Source organism: Litchfieldia alkalitelluris (genome assembly GCF_002019645.1).
GTDB lineage: Bacteria > Bacillota > Bacilli > Bacillales > Bacillaceae_L > Litchfieldia > Litchfieldia alkalitelluris.
In genome coordinates, this window is the sequence record NZ_KV917374.1 from 1093393 (window position 1) to 1118734 (window position 25342).

Here is a 25342-nt window from a genome sequence, read left to right on the forward strand (position 1 = left end):
GAGCAATACAGCTTGCTTGTTACATTGATTTGAGGTGAAAGACGTGCAGCGTATAACAAACTGTGTCCTATTAAAGGACAATCGTGTATTATTACTACAAAAGCCACGTCGTGGTTGGTGGGTAGCTCCTGGTGGAAAGATGGAGCAAGGTGAGTCGGTGAGGGATTCCTGTATCCGTGAGTATAGAGAAGAAACTGGAATTTACTTAAAAAATCCCAATGTCAAAGGCATATTTACCATTTCAATCAAAGACGGAGACCAAATCGTTTCAGAGTGGATGATGTTTACCTTTCTTGCTACTGATTTTACAGGTGAAAATGTAGATGAAAGTGATGAAGGAATTATTGGATGGCATCCGATTGATGAAGTATCACAATTACCTATGGCGCCAGGCGATTATCATATTATAGACTATATGATTCAAGGTTCAGGTATTATCTATGGTCAATTTACGTATACCCCCGATTTTGAATTACTATCTTACCGCCTAGATCCTAGTTAACTTAAAGGATCTTGCTGTATCATCCCGAATTATAAAAACACTTTCTTTAGGAGGACTATATTATGAGCGATGCTTCCAAAAATGATCTGAGTTTAGTCATCATTACCGGGATGTCTGGGGCTGGAAAAACAGTTGCGATACAAAGCTTTGAGGATTTAGGTTACTTTTGTGTTGACAACTTACCTCCTAGCCTTTTACCTAAATTCCTTGAATTGATGAAGGAATCGGGTAACAAAATGAACAAAGTTGCGTTAGTTATGGATTTACGTGGAGGGGAGTTCTTTGTGAATCTCTTTGAAGCATTAGACAACTTAACCGAAAGATCCTGGATTGCTCCACAAATTTTATTTTTAGATGCCCAAAATTCAACACTTGTTAGCAGGTATAAAGAAACGAGACGTTCTCATCCATTAGCACCATCAGATTCTCCTTTAACTGGAATTGAGCAAGAACGAGAAATACTAGAGGAAATCAAAGGTAGAGCACAAATTATTTTTGATACATCGGAATTAAAACCAAGAGAACTTCGAGAAAAAATCATTAACCATTTTTCCACACATACAACGGAAACATTTACTGTTAATATACAATCATTTGGCTTTAAATATGGACTGCCTATTGATGCTGATCTAGTATTTGATGTTCGTTTCCTACCCAACCCACATTATATAGATACGATGCGCCCGAAAACGGGATTAGATGAAGAAGTATCTTCATATGTATTAAAATGGAGTGAAACTCAAAAGTTTATTGAGAAATTAGGCGACCTCCTCGCATTTATGATTCCACAGTATAAACGTGAAGGGAAAAGTCAACTGGTGATTGCTATTGGTTGTACAGGAGGTCAACACCGTTCAGTCACACTCGCTGAATATTTCACCACATTTTTCGGTAAGGACTATAAGACTCGAGTCACTCATCGTGATATCGAGAGGAGAAAAGGGCATTGATGAGTGAATCACAACAGCCTAAAATTGTAATCATCGGTGGGGGAACCGGACTTTCGGTATTACTGAGAGGATTGAAATATTATCCAGTAGATATTTCTGCCATTGTTACTGTGGCTGATGACGGAGGAAGCTCGGGTAGGCTCCGGAGTGAAATGGATATTCCACCACCAGGTGATATTCGAAATGTACTTGCAGCATTATCAGATGTCGAGCCATTGGTAGAGGACTTATTTCAGCACCGCTTTAGTAATGGTAATGGCTTATCTGGTCATTCATTAGGCAATTTGATTTTAGCAGCAATGACAACAATTACCGGAGATTTTGTTCATGCGATAAGTGAAATGAGTAAGGTATTAAACGTCCGGGGAAGAGTTTTGCCTGCAGCAAACCGAAGTGTGGTCTTAAATGCAGAAATGGAAGACGGTTCGATCGTTTCAGGAGAATCTAAGATTCCTTATTCAGGCAAAAGGATTAAGCGGGTGTTTTTGAGTCCGACTGATATCGAACCTTTACAGGAAACTTTAACTGTTATTGAGCAGGCAGACCTAATTATTTTGGGACCTGGAAGTTTATATACTAGTATCCTACCTAACTTATTAGTGCCAAAGTTAGGAGAGCAGGTAGTAAAGGCTAAAGCGAAAAAAGTCTATATTTGTAATGTCATGACACAAGCTGGTGAAACTCTCGATTATAGCGCAAGTGACCATGTGAAGGCCTTATATGATCATATGAATACCGCATTTATTGATACAATACTCGTTAATGATGGGGGAGTTCCTGAACATATTAAGCAAAAGTATGCGAAAGAATTAGCAAAACCCGTGATTTATGATATAAATAGACTACAATCTCTTGGCTTAGAAATTATTCATGATAAAATTATAAGCTATGAGGATGATGTAATTCGACATGATACAACCAAAGTAGCATCAATCTTATATGAACTAATAAATGCCTATAAGCCTTTAAAATAGAAAAGATGATATAACCAGTGTTAGCAATTTAGAGCAACTTAGAAGAGTAAATCAAGGTTCTTTTCTAAAAGAGGGTGTTACCTTTAAGCTTAAAAGAAAAGATGCCACAACACTTAAATAAGCTGTTTGCTCTGGAATGATAAACCTAACAAAGTTTGGCGAGCAAATGGCAAACGTAAGTGATTGTCACTGTTTTACCGGAAAAATGGGGTGATGTTTTGTCGTTTGCTTCAGAGACAAAAAAAGAACTAACAAATCTAGAAATTAAAGATTGCTGCATTAGAGCAGAATTATCTGCTCTAATCAGAATGAATGGTGTATTATCTTTTTCTAATCGAAAAATTATTGTGGATATTCAAACTGAAAACGCTGCAATTGCAAGAAGAATTTACATCTTACTAAAAAGGCAATATGATGTAAGTGTTGAGTTATTGGTTCGGAAAAAAATGAGATTAAAGAAAAATAATGTCTACATCGTTCGTTTAATGGAGACAGCGCAAGAAATCTTAGACGATTTAAAAATTATTGAAGAAGCCTTTTCAACAATTAAAAACATTTCTGTCGACCTTGTTAAGAAGAAATGCTGTAGAAGATCTTATTTACGCGGCTCATTTTTAGCTGGAGGATCTGTCAATAATCCAGAAACCTCTTCATATCATTTAGAAATATTTTCTCAGTACATGGAACATAATGAATCTTTATGTGAACTGATGAACTCGTTTGATTTAAATAGTAAAACATTAGAACGAAAAAAAGGATTCATCACATATTTGAAGGAAGCAGAAAAAATCGCTGAGTATTTAAATATCATTGGTGCTCATCAAGCATTACTTCGATTCGAGGATGTCAGGATTGTCAGGGATATGCGGAACTCTGTTAATCGACTTGTCAACTGTGAAACCGCTAATTTAAATAAAACCATTGGGGCAGCCATTCGTCAGGTGGAAAATATTCGCTATATTGACGAGACTGTTGGACTCGGAATACTCCCAGATAAACTACGCGAGATTGCTGAATTAAGGGTTACATATCAAGATGTCACCCTTAAGGAATTAGGTGAGATGGTTTCAACCGGTACCATTAGTAAATCAGGAATTAATCACCGTCTACGAAAAATCGATGAAATTGCTGATAAACTTCGTGCGGGGCAAACAATATAAACAAAGATATTTCACATAAAAATAGATTGGGGAGAGAAAATCATGGCACAAAGAGAAGTTAAGGTATTACTAAAAACAGGTTTACAAGCTAGACCAGCCGCATTATTTGTACAGGAAGCTAATCGCTTTAGAGCAGACGTATTTCTTGAAAAAGATGGGAAAAAGGTAAATGCTAAAAGTATTATGGGGTTAATGAGTCTTGCAGTAAGTTCAGGGACAACCATCAACCTTATTACAGAGGGAACAGATGAGGAAGAAGCATTAGAGGCTTTAGCAAAGTTTGTAGAGCAGAATGTCTAACCTCTCATAAAGGGAAACGTAAGGATGAAGTTTTTTTCTGTAATTTAAGAGAGTAGTAGCTAAGGCGCCGTTTGGAATAGGAGAGATCCTGTTTTTTAACTGGTGCTTTTTGTTTTGTTGCTAATTATTGAAATCAAAAAAAGTCTAGCACATCTAAGTGCCAGACTCATTGATTTATTTTTTCTCTAGATCTGGATTACGGGAAATTACTTTATCAATTAATCCATATTCTTGTGCTCTATCAGCAGTCATGAAGTTATCACGTTCAGTATCACGCTCAATTACTTCAAGAGGTTGACCAGTACGGTCTGATAAAATATTGTTCAATTTATCGCGTAAGAACAAAATGCGTTTTGCAGCAATTTCGATTTCAGTTGCTTGCCCTTGAGCACCACCAAGTGGTTGATGAATCATTACTTCACTATTAGGAAGTGCGAAACGTTTACCTTTCTCACCAGCAGCAAGTAAGAATGCCCCCATAGAAGCTGCCATACCGATACAAATCGTAGAAACCTGTGGTTTAATAAACTGCATTGTATCATAGATAGCCATTCCAGCTGTGATTGAACCACCTGGGCTGTTTATATATAGTGAAATATCCTTTTCTGGATCTTCTGCTGCTAAAAATAGTAATTGTGAAACAATAGAGTTTGCTACATTATCATCAATTCCACTACCTAGCATAATAATACGGTCTTTTAATAGACGAGAGTAAATGTCATAAGCACGTTCTCCGCGATTCGTTTGTTCAATGACTGTAGGAATTAAATTCATTATTGAGTTCCTCCTCACATGGATTTTTGAATTGAAGTTGTTATTCAATTACTTGAAAAAACGCCTTCTAAAAGTTATGTACTACTTCTTGATATAATCATACATCTAAGGTCAATTAAGGTCAAACAAAAGCTCTTGCTTTGACTATATTATTCATCTTTATGTACTTTATTCCATTTGATATATGAATTAACTATATACATGATACCCTTTTCCCATAATTTTAAACACCGATAGCCCTTGCATTGCCACCTATTTTTTCATATAATTATGTAGTTGTATAAATTTGCCCTCGTAGTGTAGTGGATAGCACGAGAGATTCCGGTTCTCTTAGGGTGGGTTCAAATCCTGTCGAGGGCGCTAAAGAAGTAAAAGGCTAACATCAATGTGTACGTATGTACAGAATGATGTTAGCCTTTTTTATTGGGTTCGATACTGGACTCGGACAGCTTTATGGTGTTTTGGATACAGAAGCTGTCCGAAGTTGGCTGGAGTTCAGACAGCTTTAAGGGTTTGGCAGCAGAAGCTGTCCGAAGTTGATTAGAGTTCAGACAGCTTTAAGTGTTTGGAAGCAGAAGCTGTCCGAAGTTGGTTAGAGTTCAGACGGCTTTAGGGGTTTGGAAGCAAAAGTTGTCCGAAGTTGCTCTGAGTTCAGACAGGTTTAGGGGTTTGGAAGCAAAAGCTGTCCGAAGTTGCTCTGAGTTCAGACAGCTTTAGGGGTTTGGAAGCAAAAGCTGTCCGAAGTTGCTCTGAGTTCAGACAGGTTTAGGGGTTTGGGAGCAAAAGCTGTCCGAAGTTGCTCTGAGTTCAGACAGGTTTAGGGGTTTGGAAGCAAAAGCTGTCCGAAGTTGCTCTGAGTTCAGACAGGTTTAGGGGTTTGGAAGCAAAAGCTGTCCGAAGTTGCTCTGAGTTCAGACAGGTTTAGGGGTTTGGAAGCAAAAGCTGTCCGAAGTTGCTCTGAGTTCAGACAGCTTTAAGTGTTTGGAAGTAAAAGCTGTCCGAAGTTGCTCTGAGTTCAGACAGGTTTAGGGATTTGGAAGTAAAACCTGTCCGAAGTTGGCTAGAGTTCAGACAGTTTTAAGTGTTTGGTCCCAAAAGCTGTCCGAAGTTGGCTAGTTCAGACAGCTTGAGTGTTTGAAACAAGAAGCTGATCGAATTAAAATGTTACATCTTTTTGCAAATTAATAAGAGCAGAGCCTACTATCCATATCCTACAAATCCTTATACCCAACAACTCCATCATAATGAGCAGAATCTACTGGCTCCACTTCCCATGTTTCTTGAATAGGAATATAGTGTTTGCCGAATTCAAGTTTTCCGCTGTGGTTTTCTTTTTCTTCTGAAATGGTCCCCGTTAGGCTACCTGTATAGATTATCTTTTTATTATTTTCCATTACAATACCACCCTTTTCAATGATAAAATAAAGTTATTCATGAAAGATTTAGGTTTTCTTATATATCATTTAGCTTCGACCTAAGCTTCATACCTAAAAGTAGATCTAATATTTCTCTATACACTAAATTAGAGAGGGGTAAAGTAGATGGATTTTAAAACAGGGCTATTTCAGCAGCAAACCTTAAGGCTTGTGATGACAAAGGAACTTACCCAAGCGATTTCTTTATTACAATATTCATCACTAGAACTAAGCGAATTTCTTCAAGAGCAGTCCATCGAAAATCCTCTAATTGATTTAAAAGAATATAGTAATTATGCCTATTCAAAAGGTAAGCAAAGCCAGACGATTACAAACCCTATTGATTATTTAGTACTAGAGAATAAAAGTCTTGCACAACATCTTAAAGATCAAATGATTGAATACAAACTCTCAGAAGAGGATCAGCCAGTGATTGAATATCTAATTGATTCTCTTGATGAAAACGGTTACTTTCTTTTTGATAAAAAGGATATCGCGAAACAAATAGGTGTAACGCAAGAAAAAATTGATTTGTGCTTAGAGCTGGTTCAACAGTTCGAACCGGCAGGAGTGGGGGCACAAAGTCTTCAGGAATGTTTACTTTTACAAATAAAACGGTTAAATATCAATCATTGGTTAATAAATAGGGTGTTAAATGAACATTTTGAGAAATTCGCAAAGAAATCATGGAAGGATATCGCTAAAGAACTTAAAGTCAATTTAAAAGATATCCAGGAAGTTCATGATTTTGTTCATACTTTGAATCCGCGTCCTGGAAGCAATTTTAATTGTGAGGAAGCTAGATATATTAAACCTGATGTGAAGATTGAAATTGAGCAAGGGGAGGTTTTGATATCTCTTATTGATGATTATAGCTCTAGACTTTCACTGAATTCCCAATATTACAAGCTTAGGGATCTGAGTTCGGAAACAAAATCTTTTTTAGAAGAAAAATATAACCAATATCTCTGGATTGTTAGGAGTATTGAGCAAAGAAAACAAACCTTATTAAATGTGATGACTGAAATTGCTAAGCGCCAGGAATCTTTTTTTAAAGGTCAAACCAACTACCTTGAGCCATTAACAATGAGTGAAGTTGCGAACCAATTAGCCATTCATGAGTCTACTGTTAGTAGGGCGGCCAGAGATAAATATGTCCAGACCCCATTTGGGACAATAGAAATCAGATCTTTCTTTACAAACCAAGTAAATCAGAAATCAGATGAGGATGTTTCTTCAGCTCAAGTAAAAAAACTCATTTCTGATATAATCAATCATGAAAACAAGAAAAAGCCATACTCAGACCAACAAATTGTTTCTATCCTTGAAGATAACTCTCAGATATTTATTTCGCGAAGAACAGTAGCAAAATACCGAGAACAATTAGGGATAGTGGGTTCTTCGAAGAGAAAAAGATATTAGCCCTACCCGAGAAAGGTGAGCATATGCAAAGGATAAAGATTATTATGTATTCAAAATTAGATTGCCCTCTTTGTGTGAAAGGAAAAAAAGTATTAGAAGAACTAGCAGAAGAATTTCCGTTAGAAATTAAAGAGGTAGATATTTATAAAGACGACGAGCTGTTGGAAAAATATCAAATTATGATCCCAGTTGTCGAAATTGACAAAGAAGAAGTGGAATTTGGCATAATTCACAAAGATGTAATAAGAAAGCGTTTACTTGAAAAAAGTAGAGATAAGATTGTTGAATAACTAAAATACAACTGTTAAAATAAAAACTGTAGCAGGCGATAATAATATTTCTCATATGGGAATAGCGTTTTTTTTTACTGTAACCGGGACATAATATGTCACACCGGGACAGAAAGTGTCCCTGTATTAAAAGGGGATTAAAAATTATGCGATCATTAGTAGATCTTCAACAAAAATTATTACCTGATATTCTCCCAGTTATGCAAAAGCGTTATGAAATCTTAAAGTACATACGACTCATGCAACCAATCGGTCGAAGAAATCTTTCGTTAAGTTTGGGCCAAAGTGAACGAGTTTTACGAACAGAGGTTCAATTTTTGAAAGATCAAAATCTGATTGATGCAGGAACTGCAGGAATGACCATAACAAAAGATGGCGCATATGTATTAACACAACTGGAAGAACTCATCAAAGAAGTCTCAGGCCTTAAAGTGCTTGAAACGAAAGTGAAAGAAAAGTTACAAATCAAAGATGTGATAGTCGTTGCTGGTGATAGTGACCAATTCCCATGGGTGAAAAAAGAATTGGGTAGAGCATGTGCTATACGTATAAAAGAAAGCCTTTCTGGAGAAAATATCGTCGCTGTAACTGGTGGAACAACTCTGGTTGATGTCGCTGAAATGATGACACCGGATAGTAAAAATCAACAATTATTGTTTGTTCCAGCTCGAGGTGGACTAGGAGAACAAGTGGAAAATCAAGCAAATACCATTTGTGCCAAGATGGCTGAAAAATCTTCTGGAAATTATCGCTTACTTCATGTACCTGATGTCGTAAGTAATGAGCTTTATCAAACCATGATAAATGAACCTTCAATCCGGGATGTATTGCATTTAATCAAATCATCAAGTATGGTCATTCATGGAATAGGAGACGCTATAACAATGGCCGAGCGAAGAAAAACTGCAGCTAAGGACTTACATAAAATTATTAGTGGAAATGCAGTTGCTGAAGCCTTTGGATACTATTTCGATGAAGCAGGAGAAGTTGTTCATAAAGTCCAAACGATTGGTCTGCAATTAGAGGATTTACAGAACATTGATCATGTATTTGCAGTAGCTGGTGGCGCTTCTAAAGCAAAGGCGATTCAAGCATACCTAAAACAAGCGCGCAATACCTTCTTAATTACTGATGAGGGTGCCGCAAAGATGTTAGTTCGGGGATAACTTAAAAACGTCAATGTAAGACTCGTAAAATGATAGGTTTATCTTGTCAGTTTAAAGGGAATTTTACTAGAGACAAATGAGTTAGCCTCTCTAAATAAATTAAAACACAAGGATTCAACTTTAAGGAGGAAAAAATAATGACTGTAAAAGTTGGTATTAATGGTTTTGGTCGTATCGGCCGTAATGTGTTTCGTGCTGCTTTAAAAAATCCTAATGTAGAGGTGGTAGCTGTTAATGACTTAACAGATGCGTCTACTTTAGCTCACTTATTAAAATATGACTCAGTTCATGGAAGATTAGATGCTGATGTTGTAGTTGACGGAACAAACCTTGTAGTAGCAGGTAAAACAATTCAAGTATCTGCTGAGCGTGACCCAGCTAAATTATCTTGGGGTCAATTAGGTGTTGAAGTAGTTGTTGAATCAACTGGTTTCTTTACAAAGCGCGCTGATGCTGCAAAGCACTTAGAAGCTGGAGCTAAGAAAGTTATCATCTCTGCACCTGCATCTGATGAAGATATTACAATTGTTATGGGTGTAAATGAAGAAAAATATGATGCTGCTAACCATGATGTTATCTCAAATGCATCTTGTACAACTAACTGTTTAGCACCATTTGCAAAAGTATTAAACGACAACTTTGGAATCAAGCGTGGAATGATGACAACTGTTCACTCATACACAAATGACCAACAAATTCTTGACTTACCACATAAAGACTTACGTCGTGCTCGTGCAGCTGCTGAAAACATCATTCCTACTACTACTGGTGCTGCTAAAGCAGTTTCTCTAGTATTACCTGAATTAAAAGGTAAGTTAAATGGTGGAGCTATGCGTGTACCAACTCCTAACGTATCTCTTGTTGACTTAGTAGCTGAGCTTGATAAAGACGTTACAGTTGAAGAAGTAAATGCTGCATTAAAAGCTGCTTCTGAAAACGAACTTAAGGGAATTCTTTACTACAGTGAAGAGCCACTAGTTTCAGGTGACTACAACGGAAGCCCAGCTTCTTCAACAATTGATGCACTTTCAACAATGGTTATGGAAGGTAGCATGGTTAAAGTTATTTCTTGGTATGACAACGAAACTGGATACTCTCACCGTGTTGTAGACCTAGCTGAATACATCGCTTCTAAAGGTCTTTAATCACTAGTTATATATGATAGAAAAAGGGAAGGGGCATGAGATTCCCTTCCCTTTTAACATGTTTAGTTATTTTTAGTCCAAATAAGGAGGCCTTTTTACAATGAATAAAAAATCCGTAAGAGATATCGATGTTAAAGGCAAAGTAGTTTTCTGTCGTGTAGATTTTAATGTACCAATGAAGGACGGAGTCGTTACTGATGATACTCGTATTCGTGCAGCTCTTCCGACAATCCAGTATTTAAGCGAACAAGGTGCTAAAGTTGTTCTTGCAAGTCACTTAGGTCGTCCAAAAGGTCAAGTGGTTGAAGAGTTACGTTTAACTCCTGTTGCAAAGCGTCTCGGAGAACATCTTGGAAAAGAAGTTGTAAAAACTGATGAAGCATTTGGAGATTCGGTTAAAGAAGCAATCACAGCTCTTGAAGAAGGCGGCGTTTTATTACTTGAGAATGTTCGTTTTTATCCTGGTGAAGAAAAGAATGATCCAGAATTAGCTAGTAACTTCGCTGAACTAGCTCATATCTTTGTTAATGATGCTTTTGGTGCAGCACACCGTGCGCATGCATCAACCGAAGGTATCGCAAAACATATTCCTGCTGTAGCTGGCTTCTTGATGGAGAAGGAGCTTGAAGTATTAGGGAAAGCATTATCAAATCCTGACCGTCCATTCACCGCAATTATTGGTGGAGCGAAGGTTAAAGATAAAATTGGGGTTATTGACAACTTACTAGATAAAGTTGATAACTTAATTATTGGTGGTGGTCTTGCTTATACTTTCGTTAAAGCACAAGGCTATGAAATTGGGAAATCATTATTAGAAGAAGACAAAATTGATCTTGCTAAAGAGTTTATGGAAAAAGCAAAGAAAAATGGTGTCAACTTCTTAATGCCAGTTGATTTCGTTGTAGCGGATGATTTTTCAAATGATGCGAACATTAAGGAAGTAGCAATCGATGGAATTCCTAGTGATTGGGAAGGTTTAGATATCGGTCCGAAAACAAGAGAGATTTATCGTGATGCGATTCAAAGTTCTAAATTAGTTATTTGGAATGGACCAATGGGCGTATTTGAATTAGAGGCATTTGCAAATGGTACAAAAGCAGTCGGTCAAGCATTAGCTAATGCAAAAGATACATATTCAGTTATCGGTGGTGGTGACTCTGCAGCAGCTGTTGAAAAGTTTGGTCTTGCTGATCAAATGAGTCATATTTCTACTGGTGGTGGAGCATCATTAGAATTTATGGAAGGTAAAGAGCTTCCTGGAGTAGTTGCTTTAAACGATAAGTAATTCGTAATAACAAAGGGTGGGACGACTCTTGTTAACCCCACCCTAATTGATTGTTTGAAAATTAATTCTATAAGGACGGTGTAAAAATGAGAAAGCCAATTATTGCGGGAAACTGGAAAATGCATAAAGTACTATCCGAAGCAACTAGTTTTGTTGAAGAAGTCAAAGGTCAAGTTCCAGCTTCAGATAAGGTTGATTCAGTTGTATGTGCACCTGCTCTTTTTCTTGAGCGTTTAGTATCTAGTGTTAAAGGAACTGAGTTAAAAGTTGGTGCTCAAAATATGCATTTTGAAGAAAGTGGAGCATTCACTGGGGAAGTTAGTCCTGTTGCATTAGCTGATCTTGGAGTTAACTATGTAATCCTTGGTCACTCAGAACGTCGTGAAATGTTTGCTGAGACAGATGAAACAGTGAATCAAAAAACTCTTGCTGCATTTAAACATGGTTTAGTACCAATTGTTTGTTGCGGTGAAACAGATGAGCAGCGTGAAGCTGGGCAAACAAATGAACTCGTTGCTGCACAAGTACAAAAAGCATTAGCTGGTCTAACTGAAGAACAAGCTAAAACAACGGTAATTGCTTATGAACCAATTTGGGCAATCGGAACTGGTAAATCTTCATCTGCTGAAGATGCAAATGAGGTATGTGCTTATATCCGTAAAGTGGTTGCTGAACAATTTTCACCAGAAGTTGCTGAAGCTGTTCGTATTCAATATGGTGGAAGCGTAAAACCTGGTAACATTGCTGAATATATGGCACAACCAGATATCGATGGTGCGTTAGTTGGTGGAGCAAGCCTAGAGGCTGACTCTTTCCTACAGCTTTTGGAGGCAGGTAAGAATGACTAAAAAGCCTGTTGCATTAATTATCCTTGATGGATTTGCGTTACGTGGTGAAACAAAAGGAAATGCCGTCATTCAAGCAAAAAAGCCAAATTTTGATCGTTACTGGAATCAGTATCCACATGCAACATTAACTGCTAGTGGAGAAGCTGTTGGTTTGCCAGAAGGTCAGATGGGTAATTCTGAAGTGGGCCATTTGAATATTGGAGCTGGACGTGTTGTTTATCAAAGCTTAACTCGGGTGAATGTCGCGATTCGTGATGGTGAATTTATTCAAAATGAAACATTCTTGAATGCTATTAAACATGCTAAAGAAAAAGGGACAGCTCTACACCTTTTTGGGTTGTTATCAGACGGTGGTGTACACAGCCATATTCAGCATTTATATGCACTATTAAAATTAGCTGCATCTGAAGGTCTGAAAAAAGTCTATATTCATGGTTTTCTTGATGGAAGAGATGTTGGTCCACAAACTGCGAAAGAATATCTTTTAGAACTTAATGAGAAAATAGAAGAGAGTGGCGTTGGAGAAATTGCAACCATTTCTGGACGTTATTACTCCATGGACCGAGATAAGCGTTGGGACCGTGTAGAAAGAGCGTATCGTGCGATGGTATATGGTGAAGGTCCATCATATAACAGTGCATTAGAATGTGTTGATGATTCCTATAAAAATGGAATTCACGATGAATTCGTACTGCCTTCAGTGATAACAAACGAAGATGGTACACCAGTAGGGACAATAAATAGTGACGATGCAGTCATTTTTTATAACTTCCGACCGGATCGTGCAATTCAAATATCTAACGTTTTTACAAACGAAGATTTCCGCTCATTTGATCGTGGGGAAAAACAACCAACAGATTTATTCTTTGTGTGTTTAACTCACTTCAGTGAATCAGTTAAAGGTTATGTTGCTTTTAAACCGACTAATCTAGATAACACCCTTGGTGAAGTTCTTTCACAAAATGGATTAACTCAGTTGCGAATTGCTGAAACTGAAAAATATCCACATGTTACTTTCTTTATGAGTGGTGGACGTGAAGCAACTTTCCCTGGTGAAGAACGGATCTTAATTGATTCTCCAAAAGTAGCTACATATGATTTGCAGCCAGAAATGAGTGCATATGAAGTAACTGAAGCTTTATTAAATGAAATTGAAGCTGATAAGCATGATACGATCATCTTAAACTTTGCTAACCCAGATATGGTTGGTCATTCAGGAATGCTTGAGCCTACGATTCAAGCAATTGAGACAGTTGATCTTTGCTTAGGTAAAATTGTTGATGCCATCATCGCTAAAGGCGGTTCAGCAATCATTACAGCGGATCATGGAAATGCAGATGAAGTAACGACGTTGGAAGGTGGTCCAATGACCGCTCATACGACAAATCCAGTTCCAGTTATTGTTACAAAAGAGGGCTTAACTCTTCGTGAGGATGGAATTCTTGGCGATTTAGCACCAACTGTTCTAGACTTATTAAACGTGGATAAGCCAGCTGAAATGACTGGTAATACGCTAATTAAGAAATAGGATTTAAAGATTAATGTTATTTTTAAAAAAATGATTGATTCATTGATTATTTTCCGGAGATAATTGGTGAGTATATGTTTTATGAACGAAAAATATAACTATTTAGGTAAAAAAAGGAGAGATTTTATAATGTCAATTATTGTTGATGTATACGCTCGTGAAGTATTAGATTCTCGTGGAAATCCAACAGTTGAAGTTGAAGTTTATACTGAGTCAGGTGCATTTGGTCGCGCATTAGTTCCAAGTGGTGCTTCTACTGGTGAATATGAAGCAGTAGAATTGCGTGATGGAGACAAAGACCGTTACTTAGGTAAAGGTGTATTAAAGGCTGTAAACAATGTAAATGAACTAATTGCTCCTGAAATCATTGGTTTCGATGTAACTGATCAAGTTGCTATTGACCAAGCATTAATCGAGCTTGATGGAACTGAAAACAAAGGTAAATTAGGTGCTAATGCAATCCTTGGTGTTTCAATGGCAGCAGCTCGTGCAGCAGCTGATTTCTTAGAACTTCCTTTATACCAATACCTTGGAGGATTCAACTCAAAAACTCTTCCAACTCCAATGATGAACATCATCAACGGTGGAGAGCATGCTGATAACAACGTTGATATCCAAGAATTCATGGTAATGCCAGTAGGTGCTGAAAACTTTAAAGAAGCTCTACGTATGGGAGCGGAAATTTTCCACAGCCTACGTAAAGTACTTCAAGGTAAAGGCCTAAATACTGCTGTAGGTGACGAAGGTGGATTCGCTCCGAACCTTGGTTCAAACGAAGAAGCTCTTCAAACAATCATCGAAGCAATCGAAAATGCTGGTTATACTCCAGGTGAGCAAGTAAAACTTGCAATGGACGTTGCAGCTTCTGAGTTATTCAGCAAAGAAGACGGCAAATACCACCTTAAAGGTGAAGGTAAAGTATTCACTTCAGCTGAACTAGTATCTTACTATGAGGACCTTGTTTCTAAGTACCCAATCATCTCAATTGAAGATGGTTTAGATGAAAATGACTGGGAAGGTCACAAACTTCTAACTGAGCGTATTGGAAGCAAAGTTCAATTAGTTGGTGATGATTTATTCGTAACAAACACTAAGAAGCTTTCTGAAGGAATTGAAAGAGGAATTGCTAACTCAATTCTTATCAAAGTTAACCAAATCGGTACACTTACTGAAACGTTTGATGCAATCGAAATGGCTAAGCGTGCTGGTTATACAGCAGTTATCTCTCACCGTTCTGGTGAAACAGAAGACAGCACAATTGCTGACATCGCTGTTGCAACAAATGCTGGTCAAATCAAGACTGGTGCTCCATCTCGTACAGACCGTGTTGCTAAATACAACCAATTACTTCGTATCGAAGACCAATTAGTTGATATGGCTCAATATGCTGGCGCGAAAGCATTTTATAACCTTAGAGGTTAATTCCTTTAATGAAAGCTCAGTGGGAGAGATCCTGCTGGGCTTTTCTTTTTTTATGGGGGAAAGTGAACTAGGTTTTGTTGAAAAGTCGATAAACTGGTTAAACTCGCTGATAAATTTCAGAAAGTGGTTGATAAATGCTCAGAAATGGCTAATAAATTCTTTAAAGTGGTTGATAAAATTAAAAAATTAATCAAAAACCTTAAAGGTAAAACCATTGAAAGTGCGTTCAATAAGTTTTTTAGCAAAAAAAGTGCCTTTTAACGTAAAAAAGTGCACCAATAAGGTACACTCAAGAATGTTATTTGCGTTTTTTGCCTTTGCGATATTGTTTTTCAGCTTCATTATCTTTAGTATGATCACCGAGATAAGGTGTTTTATGATCCTTTGAAGCTCTTAGCAATGCATCATAGTTTTCATTTATCATCATGATTCTCCTTTAATAAAGAGTCATATTTAGTATGTTCAATGTCCATATTGTATAGTATGGAAAACAATAGCAGTACCATTACTGATAAAAACAACCGATAGCTATTGTCCAAGCTATCCTTTTGTGGTACATTAAAAATATTGTTATTTGCGTTTTTTCCCGGGAGGTGTTTTACATGCATGCACTACTTATTACATTATTAGTTATTGTTTCTATTGGTTTAATCGTAGTTGTACTTCTTCAATCAGGTAAAAGTGCCGGACTCTCTGGTGCAATTTCAGGGGGAGCTGAACAATTATTCGGTAAACAAAAAGCACGTGGTTTGGATGCTGTATTACAAAAAATCACGATTGTATTGGCAGTTCTATTCTTTGTCCTTACAATTTTAATTGCTTACGTTGGACTGTAATCCATAAAATAAAAGGGGTTAGACATCAATTATGCTGTCTAACCCCTTTTGTTTTGGATTGGGAATACTATTTTATGTCCAACCGACTACTGAGATAAATTTATTAGATGAGATACAAGGTATATTTTCGACTGTTTATTTAATTTGCACATTGTAGTGTGAAGAGGTATTCACTTAGTGTGGAGTGAGCGGAGAGCCGCCTGACTCCTGCGGGATCCAGTGGTCTCGTGAGACCCCGCAGAAGTCCGCCCCTGGCGACGAGGAGGCTCACGGGGACCACCCCGCGGAAAGCAAGTGTACCGCAGCTCATGGAACTCCACAACCAAAGGTATTTTCAGGGTAGACAGCCATAATAAGTAATCGCGTGAGAAAATGCTAGATCTTTGCTAAATTTTAAAACGTTTGTTTAAATTAATTATATTAGTTAGAGAGAGACTATACATAATCGATTTTTTTAAGTAGGGAGTTAGTTAGAATGAAGAAATTAGTACCAAAACCATTTACATTCGAAGCTGGTGAAAGAGCAGTCCTGTTATTACATGGATTTACAGGGAACTCAGCAGATAATCGAATGTTGGCTAGATTTTTAGAAAAGAAGGGATATACTTGTCATGCTCCCCAATATAAAGGTCATGGAGTTCCACCTGAAGAACTAGTACATACAGGGCCTGATGACTGGTGGGAAGATGTGATGGAAGGCTATAATTTCTTGAAAAATCGAGGCCATGAAAGTATTGCTGCTGTGGGATTGTCACTAGGTGGGGTATTTTCTCTAAAATTGGGTTACACTGTACCTATAAAGGGAATTGTACCTATGTGTGCTCCTATGTATATAAAAAGTGAAGAGGTCATGTATAAGGGCATTCTTGAGTATGCTCGTGAATATAAAAAACATGAGGGGAAAACCCCGGAACAAATCGATCAAGAAATGATTGAGTTTGAAAAAACACCAATGAAGACACTAAAGGCCCTGCAAAACCTAATTGCCGATGTTCGAGATAATGTGGATATGATATATTCTCCAACATTCGTTGTCCAAGCAAGACATGACCATATGATTAATACTGACAGCGCGAATATTATCTATAACGATGTGGAATCAGATTTAAAAAAGATTAAGTGGTATGAGGAATCAGGCCATGTAATTACTCTTGATAAAGAACGGGATCAGTTACATGAGGATGTTTATGAGTTTTTAGAACAATTGGATTGGTAAATAGTTAACCTAAAAGGAGGTACGAGAAAAATGGAAGAAGAGATTCAACAACATATTGATAAACTGTTATCTTTTATGAAAGAAGAAGCTTATAAACCATTAACGGTTCAAGAGCTTGAAGAAGCATTTGGGATTCAGGATTCTGAGACATTTAAAGAGTTTGTTAAGGCCCTAGTAGTTATGGAAGAAAAAGGATTTGTTGTTCGAACAAGGAGTAACCGTTATGGCTTACCAGAAAAAATGAATTTAGTGAGAGGTAAGCTCACAGGACATTCAAAGGGATTTGCGTTTGTCATTCCTGAAGAAAAAGGGCTTGATGATGTATTTATTCCACCAAATGAAATGCAAAATGCAATGCACGGTGATATTGTTCTTGTAAGGGTAAACTCAGAAAGTGGCGGACAACGTAAAGAAGGGACCATTGTTCGAATCATCGAGCGTGGTGTGAAAGAAGTTGTTGGTACATATACGGAAAGTAAAAGCTTTGGCTTTGTCATTCCGGACGATAAAAAGATTGCCAACGATATTTTCATTCCGAAAAATGCATCTAATGGTGCAGTTGAGGGACATAAGGTTGTCGTTAAATTAGTAACTTATCCTGAAGGTCGAATGAGTGCTGAAGGTGAAGTCGTTCAGATTTTAGGCCATAAAAATGATCCGGGTGTTGATATTTTATCTGTCATTCATAAACATGGCTTACCACAAGAGTTTCCAAAAGAAGCACTTGATCAAGCAAATAATGTGCCAGATTCAATTTCTGAGGATGATTTAAAAAACCGCCGTGATCTTCGTGATCAAGTCATTGTTACAATTGATGGCGCAGATGCAAAGGACTTGGATGATGCGGTTACTGTAACTAAGCTTGATAATGGCAATTATAAACTTGGTGTTCATATTGCAGACGTTTCTCATTATGTTCAAGAAGGTTCGCCAATTGATTTAGAAGCATCAGATCGTGCAACTAGTATCTATCTTGTCGATCGAGTAATACCAATGATTCCACATCGATTATCAAATGGAATTTGTTCACTTAATCCAAAAGTTGATCGCTTAACCCTTTCTTGTGATATGGAGGTCGATCGTGAAGGTGTTGTCGTAAAGCACGAAATCTTCCAAAGTGTGATTAAAACAACAGAAAGAATGACCTATTCTGACGTTAATAGCATTCTTGTTGATAATGACGAAGAATTAATCAAAAGATTTGAGCCTTTAGTTCCAATGTTTAAGGATATGGAAGAATTGGCACAAGTTTTACGTGAGAAACGAATGAAGCGTGGAGCCATCGATTTTGATTTTAAAGAAGCAAATGTCCTTGTTGAAGAGGATGGAAAGCCGACAGATGTTGTTCTTAGAGAGCGTTCTGTTGCAGAGAAGCTTATTGAAGAATTTATGCTTTTAGCTAATGAAACGGTGGCTGAGCATTTTCATTGGATGAATGTTCCGTTTATCTATCGTATACATGAAGATCCAAATGAAGAAAAGCTTAGACGCTTCTTAGAGTTTATTACAAACTTTGGTTATGTTGTTAAAGGTAGTGGAAATTCGATTCACCCACGTGCACTTCAAGAAATTATTGAAGCTGTTCAAGGAAAACCAGAGGAAATGGTTGTTTCAACTGTTATGTTACGATCCATGAAACAAGCGAAATATGATCCTGAAAGTATTGGACACTTTGGTTTATCTACAGATTTCTATACACACTTTACGTCGCCGATTCGTCGTTATCCAGATTCGATTGTACACCGTCTTATCCGTACTTATTTGATTGAAGGTAAGATCGATAATCAAACACAAAAGAAGTGGAAAGAAAAGCTTGCTGAAATTGCTGATCATTCCTCTAATATGGAGAGGCGTGCAGTTGAGGCTGAACGCGAAGTAGATAGCATGAAAAAGGCGGAGTACATGGAAGATAAGGTTGGAGAGGAGTATGATGGAATTATCAGCTCTGTGACCAACTTCGGTATGTTTGTTGAACTTCCTAATACGATTGAGGGTCTTGTTCATGTTAGCTATTTAACAGATGACTATTATCGTTATGATGAAAAGCATTATGCTATGATTGGTGAGCGGACAGGGAATGTGTTCAGAATTGGTGATGAGATTACAGTACGTGTTGTCAAAGTTAACAAGGAAGAACGTTCGATTGATTTTGAAGTTGTAGGCATGAAAGGAAGTCGCCGACCACTTTCCAAAGAAGCCCCTAAAGTGATTACAGCAGACAGAGGTAGGAACCGTCGGAAAACTGAAGGAACAGGAACAGGAACAGGAACTGCTTCAAAGGACGGAGAATGGTCTACTCGTAAACCTGGAGGTCCTGGAAAGAAAAAGAAAAAACATTATGAAAATGTACCAAAACAAAAGAAGAAGAAACGTAGAAGATAGAAAACATTGTCAAAAAGGTTTATGATAAGTGTGTGCCAATCATTTGGTACACACTTTCTCTTTGGGGAGTATCATTTCTTTTATAAAGGGGAAATACATATGGGAGTTATGAAAAGGGTATGTGTTTTTTGTGGTTCAAGTATGGGGGCTTCAACCATTTACAAAGAGCAAGCAACTCAATTAGGAAAACTACTGGCGACCAAAAATATTGAGCTTGTATATGGTGGCGGCAATGTTGGGATTATGGGTGAGCTATCTCGAACAGTTCTCGAGCATGGTGGTAGAGTGACGGGGGTTATCCCTAAAGTGATCTATGAGAATGTCCATCATGTAGAGCTAACAGACTTAATTGTGGTTGAAAACATGCATGAGCGTAAAGCGAAGATGTATGAGCTAGCAGATGGCTTCATTGCTTTGCCGGGGGGAATTGGGACGCTTGAAGAATTAGCGGAAGTAATGACGTGGTACCAAATTGGGTATCATGCTAAGCCAATTGGTATTTTTAATGTAAATCAATTTTTCAACGGTCTCCACACGTTTTTTGATCATATGGTTAATGAAGGTTTCCTTAAGAAAGTGTATATTGAACATATAATTACGGAAATGGATCCACATAGTCTTTTAGATGCAATGGAAAAACAGGAAATGAAATTGATTAATAAATGGTCATAACTTTTCATAAGTTGAGAGTTATCCCAAGTTTTGCTATAATATACTGTACCGTTGTAAGGGGGAAGTCCAATGCCAAAAGGTGCAGGTAAGGTTATCGCACAAAATAAAAAAGCAAATCATGATTATTTTATTGAAGAAACATATGAAACCGGTATGGTACTTCAGGGGACTGAAATTAAATCACTCCGAAATGGTCGAGCAAACTTAAAAGATTCATTTGCGCGAGTACAAAAAGGTGAAGTGTATCTTCATAACCTACACATTAGTCCATATGAACAAGGAAATCGTTATAATCATGATCCATTAAGAGCAAGGAAACTATTATTGCATAAAAAAGAGATCAATAAGCTGATTGGTTTAACAAAGGAAGAAGGTTATGCACTAGTACCATTAAAGATTTATCTTAAAAATGGCTATGCAAAGCTTTTATTAGGATTAGGTCGCGGTAAAAAGAAATTTGATAAACGTGAAGACCTGAAAAAGAAAGAAGCTAAACGTGAGATTGAGCGTGCCTTCCGTGATCGTCAGAAAATCTAATTGGAACCATTAACATATACTGCTAATTGCAAAGTTATCTCGATATGTTATAATAGGTTTTGTAAGACATACAATATTATAGATAGTAACTCAAGTTACTCGACTCCCTGATAAGCATGATTGATTTCAAGTTTATCATTTTACATGGGGACGTTACGGATTCGACAGGGGTAGTTTGAGCTTAGGTTGCGAGTCGAGGGGATCGGCCTCGTTAAAACGTCAAAGCCTATAACTGGCAAAGAAAACAACAACTTCGCTTTAGCTGCTTAATAACAGTCTAATGCGGTTCCTCCCTCCATCGTCCATGTGGTAGGGTAAGGGACTCACTCTTAGTGGACTACGCCGGAGCTCACCGTCTGAGGGCAAAGGAAGAGAACAACCAGACTAGCTGCTTGGAAGCCTGTCGATAGGCCGATAAGTTCGCGAAATACCAATGTATCGACTATACTCGTAGACGCTTAAGTGGCAATGCTTTTGGACGTGGGTTCGACTCCCACCGTCTCCACCAAACATACATATGTTGGTGGAATACCAATACTATAAATCGAAAAGCTGTGAGCATATGCTCGCAGCTTTTTTTTGTAAGATATGTTTTGGAATACCAGAGGCGTTGATACTGTGGTATTTTTCGTGAATGGAGACTATATTTTGCAATTTTGAAAAAATCAACATTGGGAACAGCTTTGTTATTTATCTTTGTTGATTTTTCGCGTAGATAGAAACTCATAGGCGGAGAAATTCCGGCTAATGTATCTAGGAGAGGCATAAGAAGCAGATATAACCGGAGAAATTCCGGTTAACGCCTCTAATATATGACTAAATCTATAGATTAGGTTCATATAAGCGGAAAAATTCCCGTTATTTTTAGGGAAATGTTGATATTTCCCAATTTAGGCGGAATTTCTCCGTTTAAACTCAACCACAGTGAATTTCTCGGTTTAAACTCAACCACAGTGAAATCAACATGATATAACACAGCTAATTAAAAGAAAGAAAGGAACTCCTAGAGTAATAGCTGGTCTACATATCTTTGGGTTGTAGAGCCTGCCACACCACCTATGTTTTCGTGTAAAAAACTAGAAAAACCAAATGGACTAAATCTCCATTTGGTTTTTTTCAGCATACACAATGTCAGCCTTTTTATTTAACTTTAAGAAATATACGATGACAAAGCATGTAATTATAGTAGGCATAAAGACTAACGATAAAAATAAACGTAATTGGCCAAGTATATAAAGACAATATCACAAGTACAAGTAACATAATTGATCCAATCGAAGTTGGAAAAAACCTAATCGAAAAGAAGAATGAATTCTTTATCGCTTCTAACCAGTTCGTATTGAAATGTGCAATCGTTGAAAATATAAAAATGCTAATAAAAAGTACTGTGATTCCAAAAAAGTAAAGTATAGGTATAAAGATATATTTAAAAGAACCAAGATATTGAACCAGATTTAAATTAAGGAAAAATAAACTAGTAAATATAATCCATATAATACCTAGTATAAAACTTTGTTTAAAATTTTCTTTGAAATATTTGAAAAAAGGACGATAGAGGCTATAATCCTTGTGCAACACCCATTGACGGACTACACAAAACATAGCAACTGTCGCTGGGAAAATGGTTATAATAGGCGCACAAAATAGAAGCCAAAGTAAATTTAATTGGACAAATGCTGTAATAAATTCTAGTATCCTAAAAGCTCTTTCGATCATTACTTCTCACCTAGTTTCGTAATTATGTATTAAAATTAACATAAAATTTTATAAAAAAGAAGGATTATGTCGTTTGATGACAAATTAATCAATTAGTATCTAAGGTAATTTCATAAGTATACACTTTCAAATGAACAACGAACGTATTATTTTTCCAAATTAAAATCCATTTAGTTATGTTTTTTACGAAAGGAACGATACTATGAGACATCATTCATTAGCTAAAACACCCCCAATGGGTTGGAATAGTTGGGATTGCTATGGTGCGACAGTGAAAGAAGAAGAAGTTAAAGGAAATGCAGATTATATGGCTGAACATCTTAAGGAGTATGGTTGGGAGTATATAGTAGTGGATATACAATGGTATGAATCAGGTGCAGTCTCATCTGCTTACCGCCCTTTTGTTCCACTAGAGATGGATGAATATTCAAGGCTAATCCCCGCGGTAAACCGTTTCCCATCATCTGAAGGAGGGAAAGGCTTTAAACCATTAGCTGACTATGTCCATAATCTAGGACTCAAATTTGGAATTCATATTATGAGGGGAATTCCAAGGCAAGCGGTTCATAACAATACCCCATTACTTGGAATAGATATTACAGCAAGAGATATCGCTCATCCAAATTCCATCTGTCCATGGAATACTGATATGTATGGAGTCGATGCCTCTAAAGAAGGAGCACAGCAATATTATGACTCATTATTTCAAATGTATGCGGAATGGGGAGTTGATTTTGTAAAGGTAGATGATATAGCAGCTTCAAGGCTTTATCATTTCCATCAAGAAGAAATTGAACTCATTCGAAAAGCAATCGATAACTGTGGAAGAGATATGGTGTTAAGTCTATCTCCAGGTCCAGCTCCATTAGAGTATGCTGCTGAACTAAAGTCCAATGCTAATATGTGGAGAATGACAGATGATTTCTGGGATCATTGGGATCTCCTATTGGGCATGTTTGAAAGATGTGAGAAATGGAATGAATTTAGAGGGCAAGGTTATTGGCCTGACTGTGATATGTTGCCTTTAGGGCATATTGGTATTCGGTCTGTAGATGGTGGCGGTGGGGATCGTTGGTCTCGCTTCACAGAGGATGAACAATTAACGATGATGACTTTATGGTCAATATTTAAATCGCCTCTTATGTTTGGCGGTGAACTTCGTGATAATGATGAATGGACCCTTTCACTACTTACCAACCGTGAAGTGATGCAAGTAAATCAAAATAGTCATAGTAATCGTCTTGTTTATCGTGAAGAGAATAAAAGTGTTTGGATGGCTAAAGATCATTCGGGAAATACCTTTGTGGCTTTGTTTAATTTGAGTGAGCAAGAAGACACAGTAAAAGTATCGATGGAACAGTTAGGGCTATTAGGTGAAAAACAAGCTACTGATTTGTGGAAGAAAATTGAGTTAGGAACCGTATCCGGTTTTATTGAACAATCTCTAGCTCCACATGCTTCCATCTTACTAAAATTATATTAAGAAGAAAAAAACCACCTCTTAATGGGTGGTTTTTTGTTAAACTATGGTAGCGTTACCATAACTAGGAGGGAATATTGCTATTTCATTTATATCAAGGTAGTCTTCTTTATAGGTGCAGTAGAGTGTCGAATGACTAATTCGGGTTCATACACAGTGGAATGAGTGCTACTACCATTTGCTTCCACTGCAGAAATAATCCACTTCGCCGCTTCAATCCCCATATCCATTTTTGGGTGACTCACTGACGTTAACTTAACTTCTGAAGCCTCAGCCAAGAAGGAATCATCATAACCGATGATGGAGACATCTTCTGGAACACTTAAATCAAGTTCTCTTAATATATTTAAAACATTTAAAGCTAACTGATCATTATAACAAACGATTGCTGAAGGTTTATCTTCTCCGGTTAAAAAGCTCTTTAGTTTTTCTAGTATTGTGTGATCCTGATCCTCAGTAGTGTAGGTAATGACCATGTCAGAGAAAAAGGGGACTTCATGTTCTCTAAAAGCTCGGATAAATCCTTGCATTCGATTAACCCCTTGAAGGTCATCAGTTTTAAATACCCCAATAATCTTTTCATGACCTAATTCAATCAGGTGTTCAGTAGCGATATAACCACCGTGTTCATCGTTCATTACGAAATGAGGAGGCATTAATTGAGAGTAGAATTGATTGATCATTAAATATGGAATATTTTTTTGTTCTAATTCTAAATAATAATTAATGTTAGGGTTATAATTGCTACTCTTTGTAGGCTCGACAATCAAACCGTCTATATTTCTGCTTAACATTGTTTGCAAACACTGTTTTTCCTTTTCGACATCATTATCCGTACAAGCAAAAATTAAAGAATATCCTTGCGTTGTAAGATAGGATTCAATTCCTTTAATAATGGAAGGGAAGATATAATCGGAGATATACGTGGTAATGACACCTATATTTCTCCCGTTATCGGTAAGATGTTGGGTATTTGATTGTAACTTCGGCTCGTGTGAATGGTCTGAGCAAAAGGTACCAGCGCCTTGTTCTCTGTAAAGCCATCCTTCATGTACCAAATCCCCAACGGCTTGGCGAACTGTATGTCTACTAACGCTGAACAGTTTGACAAGCTCATTTTCAGAGTGGATTTTTTCTCCAGGGGATACTTTGCCGCTAGATATCCACTCAATGATTTGTTCTTTAACCATATTATATTTGGTTTTTGGTGCCACGGTACCACCGCCTTTCAGATATTGTATGAATCTATCACTTATACGTACAACACTAAAACATACTAATCATAGTAACAAATAAAATGAAAATATACTATGATTAAATTA

At 37.2% G+C, this 25342-nt stretch carries 24 protein-coding genes, 1 tRNA gene and 1 other RNA gene; 21 read left to right on the top strand and 5 right to left on the bottom strand.

Features of this window, described 5'->3' with window-relative positions; genetic code table 11:
• Positions 1–43 precede the first annotated feature (43 nt).
• The 5 genes from BK579_RS04945 to BK579_RS04965 all read left to right on the top strand — a co-directional run bounded on the left by BK579_RS04945 (position 44) and on the right by BK579_RS04965 (position 3886).
• A complete protein-coding gene (locus tag BK579_RS04945) occupies positions 44–502 on the top strand; it encodes an NUDIX hydrolase (RefSeq protein ID WP_078543951.1) in 459 nt (152 codons plus the stop codon).
• A gap of 62 nt (positions 503–564) precedes the next feature.
• The gene (gene rapZ, locus BK579_RS04950; protein ID WP_078543953.1) at positions 565–1452 is read left to right on the top strand and encodes an RNase adapter RapZ; all 888 of its coding nucleotides are present in this window, start codon (positions 565–567) and stop codon (positions 1450–1452) included.
• Positions 1452–2426 (top strand): gluconeogenesis factor YvcK family protein, encoded by a 975-nt coding sequence (locus BK579_RS04955; protein ID WP_078550391.1) that lies wholly within the window; start codon positions 1452–1454, stop codon positions 2424–2426. The genes rapZ and BK579_RS04955 overlap by 1 nt, the downstream gene beginning before the upstream one ends.
• A 218-nt stretch (positions 2427–2644) precedes the next feature.
• Positions 2645–3586 (top strand): DNA-binding protein WhiA, encoded by a 942-nt coding sequence (whiA, locus tag BK579_RS04960; RefSeq protein WP_078543955.1) that lies wholly within the window; start codon positions 2645–2647, stop codon positions 3584–3586.
• Positions 3587–3628: 42 nt separating this feature from the next.
• Positions 3629–3886, top strand: coding sequence for an HPr family phosphocarrier protein (locus tag BK579_RS04965; RefSeq protein WP_078543957.1), 258 nt, complete (start codon positions 3629–3631; stop codon positions 3884–3886).
• 174 nt (positions 3887–4060) lie between these two features.
• Here BK579_RS04965 and clpP read toward each other — a convergent pair whose 3' ends face one another.
• The gene (gene clpP, locus BK579_RS04970; protein ID WP_078543959.1) at positions 4061–4660 is read right to left on the bottom strand and encodes an ATP-dependent Clp endopeptidase proteolytic subunit ClpP; all 600 of its coding nucleotides are present in this window, start codon (positions 4658–4660) and stop codon (positions 4061–4063) included.
• A gap of 288 nt (positions 4661–4948) precedes the next feature.
• On the opposite strand from clpP, the gene BK579_RS04975 reads away from it, so the two are divergent.
• Positions 4949–5020, top strand: a tRNA-Arg gene (locus BK579_RS04975).
• Positions 5021–5871: 851 nt separating this feature from the next.
• Here BK579_RS04975 and BK579_RS04980 read toward each other — a convergent pair.
• Positions 5872–6054 (bottom strand): hypothetical protein, encoded by a 183-nt coding sequence (locus tag BK579_RS04980; protein ID WP_078543961.1) that lies wholly within the window; start codon positions 6052–6054, stop codon positions 5872–5874.
• Positions 6055–6201: 147 nt separating this feature from the next.
• On the opposite strand from BK579_RS04980, the gene rpoN reads away from it, so the two are divergent.
• The 8 genes from rpoN (at position 6202) to eno (ending at position 15181) form a co-directional block, all read left to right on the top strand.
• Positions 6202–7497: an RNA polymerase factor sigma-54 gene (gene rpoN / locus BK579_RS04985; RefSeq protein ID WP_078543963.1), complete on the top strand. Its 1296-nt coding sequence runs from the start codon at positions 6202–6204 to the stop codon at positions 7495–7497.
• A gap of 32 nt (positions 7498–7529) precedes the next feature.
• Positions 7530–7787 carry a glutaredoxin family protein gene (locus BK579_RS04990; protein ID WP_078550393.1) on the top strand — a complete coding sequence of 86 codons (258 nt, stop codon included), beginning with the start codon at positions 7530–7532 and terminating at the stop codon, positions 7785–7787.
• Between the two features lie 146 nt (positions 7788–7933).
• Positions 7934–8953 carry a sugar-binding transcriptional regulator gene (locus tag BK579_RS04995; RefSeq protein ID WP_078543965.1) on the top strand — a complete coding sequence of 340 codons (1020 nt, stop codon included), beginning with the start codon at positions 7934–7936 and terminating at the stop codon, positions 8951–8953.
• Between the two features lie 137 nt (positions 8954–9090).
• Positions 9091–10098: a type I glyceraldehyde-3-phosphate dehydrogenase gene (gene gap, locus BK579_RS05000; protein ID WP_078543966.1), complete on the top strand. Its 1008-nt coding sequence runs from the start codon at positions 9091–9093 to the stop codon at positions 10096–10098.
• Positions 10099–10198: 100 nt separating this feature from the next.
• The gene (locus BK579_RS05005) at positions 10199–11383 is read left to right on the top strand and encodes a phosphoglycerate kinase (protein WP_078543968.1); all 1185 of its coding nucleotides are present in this window, start codon (positions 10199–10201) and stop codon (positions 11381–11383) included.
• A gap of 86 nt (positions 11384–11469) precedes the next feature.
• On the top strand, positions 11470–12231 hold the full coding sequence (gene tpiA, locus BK579_RS05010) for a triose-phosphate isomerase (RefSeq protein WP_078543970.1): 762 nt from the start codon (positions 11470–11472) through the stop codon (positions 12229–12231).
• Positions 12224–13759 carry a 2,3-bisphosphoglycerate-independent phosphoglycerate mutase gene (gene gpmI, locus BK579_RS05015; protein ID WP_078543972.1) on the top strand — a complete coding sequence of 512 codons (1536 nt, stop codon included), beginning with the start codon at positions 12224–12226 and terminating at the stop codon, positions 13757–13759. Before tpiA ends, gpmI begins: the two co-directional genes overlap by 8 nt.
• 129 nt (positions 13760–13888) lie before the next feature.
• Positions 13889–15181, top strand: a complete 1293-nt coding sequence (gene eno / locus BK579_RS05020) for a phosphopyruvate hydratase (protein ID WP_078543973.1) — start codon at positions 13889–13891, stop codon at positions 15179–15181.
• Positions 15182–15479: 298 nt separating this feature from the next.
• Here eno and BK579_RS26670 read toward each other — a convergent pair whose 3' ends face one another.
• Complete coding sequence (locus BK579_RS26670) at positions 15480–15605, bottom strand: hypothetical protein (RefSeq protein WP_268876452.1); 126 nt, start codon at positions 15603–15605, stop codon at positions 15480–15482.
• A gap of 178 nt (positions 15606–15783) precedes the next feature.
• On the opposite strand from BK579_RS26670, the gene secG reads away from it, so the two are divergent.
• The 6 genes from secG (at position 15784) to ssrA (ending at position 21332) form a co-directional block, all read left to right on the top strand.
• Positions 15784–16017, top strand: a complete 234-nt coding sequence (secG, locus tag BK579_RS05025; protein WP_078543975.1) for a preprotein translocase subunit SecG — start codon at positions 15784–15786, stop codon at positions 16015–16017.
• Positions 16018–16492: 475 nt separating this feature from the next.
• The gene (locus BK579_RS05030) at positions 16493–17233 is read left to right on the top strand and encodes an alpha/beta hydrolase (protein WP_078543977.1); all 741 of its coding nucleotides are present in this window, start codon (positions 16493–16495) and stop codon (positions 17231–17233) included.
• Positions 17234–17263: 30 nt separating this feature from the next.
• Positions 17264–19615, top strand: coding sequence for a ribonuclease R (gene rnr, locus BK579_RS05035; RefSeq protein WP_078543979.1), 2352 nt, complete (start codon positions 17264–17266; stop codon positions 19613–19615).
• Between the two features lie 108 nt (positions 19616–19723).
• Complete coding sequence (locus tag BK579_RS05040) at positions 19724–20287, top strand: LOG family protein (protein WP_078550395.1); 564 nt, start codon at positions 19724–19726, stop codon at positions 20285–20287.
• A 69-nt stretch (positions 20288–20356) separates the two neighbouring features.
• Positions 20357–20824 carry an SsrA-binding protein SmpB gene (gene smpB / locus BK579_RS05045; RefSeq protein WP_078543980.1) on the top strand — a complete coding sequence of 156 codons (468 nt, stop codon included), beginning with the start codon at positions 20357–20359 and terminating at the stop codon, positions 20822–20824.
• 146 nt (positions 20825–20970) lie between these two features.
• Positions 20971–21332: a transfer-messenger RNA gene (ssrA, locus tag BK579_RS05050) on the top strand.
• A gap of 632 nt (positions 21333–21964) precedes the next feature.
• Here ssrA and BK579_RS27015 read toward each other — a convergent pair.
• The gene (locus BK579_RS27015; protein WP_078543982.1) at positions 21965–22540 is read right to left on the bottom strand and encodes a YesL family protein; all 576 of its coding nucleotides are present in this window, start codon (positions 22538–22540) and stop codon (positions 21965–21967) included.
• Positions 22541–22742: 202 nt separating this feature from the next.
• Between BK579_RS27015 and BK579_RS05060 the strand changes: the two genes are divergently transcribed.
• Positions 22743–24023: a glycoside hydrolase family 27 protein gene (locus tag BK579_RS05060; protein WP_078543983.1), complete on the top strand. Its 1281-nt coding sequence runs from the start codon at positions 22743–22745 to the stop codon at positions 24021–24023.
• A gap of 86 nt (positions 24024–24109) precedes the next feature.
• Here BK579_RS05060 and BK579_RS05065 read toward each other — a convergent pair whose 3' ends face one another.
• Positions 24110–25234: a GntR family transcriptional regulator gene (locus BK579_RS05065; RefSeq protein ID WP_078543984.1), complete on the bottom strand. Its 1125-nt coding sequence runs from the start codon at positions 25232–25234 to the stop codon at positions 24110–24112.
• Positions 25235–25342 lie beyond the last annotated feature (108 nt).

Coding starts and splice junctions, on each gene's coding strand:
- rpoN (WP_078543963.1), top strand. CDS start 6,202: ATGGATTTTAAAACAGGGCTATTTCAGCAGCAAACCTTAAGGCTTGTG.
- BK579_RS04965 (WP_078543957.1), top strand. CDS start 3,629: ATGGCACAAAGAGAAGTTAAGGTATTACTAAAAACAGGTTTACAAGCT.
- clpP (WP_078543959.1), bottom strand. CDS start 4,660: ATGAATTTAATTCCTACAGTCATTGAACAAACGAATCGCGGAGAACGT.
- rapZ (WP_078543953.1), top strand. CDS start 565: ATGAGCGATGCTTCCAAAAATGATCTGAGTTTAGTCATCATTACCGGG.
- BK579_RS05040 (WP_078550395.1), top strand. CDS start 19,724: ATGAAAAGGGTATGTGTTTTTTGTGGTTCAAGTATGGGGGCTTCAACC.
- BK579_RS04980 (WP_078543961.1), bottom strand. CDS start 6,054: ATGGAAAATAATAAAAAGATAATCTATACAGGTAGCCTAACGGGGACC.
- BK579_RS04995 (WP_078543965.1), top strand. CDS start 7,934: ATGCGATCATTAGTAGATCTTCAACAAAAATTATTACCTGATATTCTC.
- BK579_RS26670 (WP_268876452.1), bottom strand. CDS start 15,605: ATGATAAATGAAAACTATGATGCATTGCTAAGAGCTTCAAAGGATCAT.
- secG (WP_078543975.1), top strand. CDS start 15,784: ATGCATGCACTACTTATTACATTATTAGTTATTGTTTCTATTGGTTTA.
- gpmI (WP_078543972.1), top strand. CDS start 12,224: ATGACTAAAAAGCCTGTTGCATTAATTATCCTTGATGGATTTGCGTTA.
- tpiA (WP_078543970.1), top strand. CDS start 11,470: ATGAGAAAGCCAATTATTGCGGGAAACTGGAAAATGCATAAAGTACTA.
- BK579_RS04955 (WP_078550391.1), top strand. CDS start 1,452: ATGAGTGAATCACAACAGCCTAAAATTGTAATCATCGGTGGGGGAACC.
- BK579_RS27015 (WP_078543982.1), bottom strand. CDS start 22,540: ATGATCGAAAGAGCTTTTAGGATACTAGAATTTATTACAGCATTTGTC.
- BK579_RS05030 (WP_078543977.1), top strand. CDS start 16,493: ATGAAGAAATTAGTACCAAAACCATTTACATTCGAAGCTGGTGAAAGA.
- gap (WP_078543966.1), top strand. CDS start 9,091: ATGACTGTAAAAGTTGGTATTAATGGTTTTGGTCGTATCGGCCGTAAT.
- rnr (WP_078543979.1), top strand. CDS start 17,264: ATGGAAGAAGAGATTCAACAACATATTGATAAACTGTTATCTTTTATG.
- eno (WP_078543973.1), top strand. CDS start 13,889: ATGTCAATTATTGTTGATGTATACGCTCGTGAAGTATTAGATTCTCGT.
- BK579_RS05060 (WP_078543983.1), top strand. CDS start 22,743: ATGAGACATCATTCATTAGCTAAAACACCCCCAATGGGTTGGAATAGT.
- smpB (WP_078543980.1), top strand. CDS start 20,357: ATGCCAAAAGGTGCAGGTAAGGTTATCGCACAAAATAAAAAAGCAAAT.
- BK579_RS05005 (WP_078543968.1), top strand. CDS start 10,199: ATGAATAAAAAATCCGTAAGAGATATCGATGTTAAAGGCAAAGTAGTT.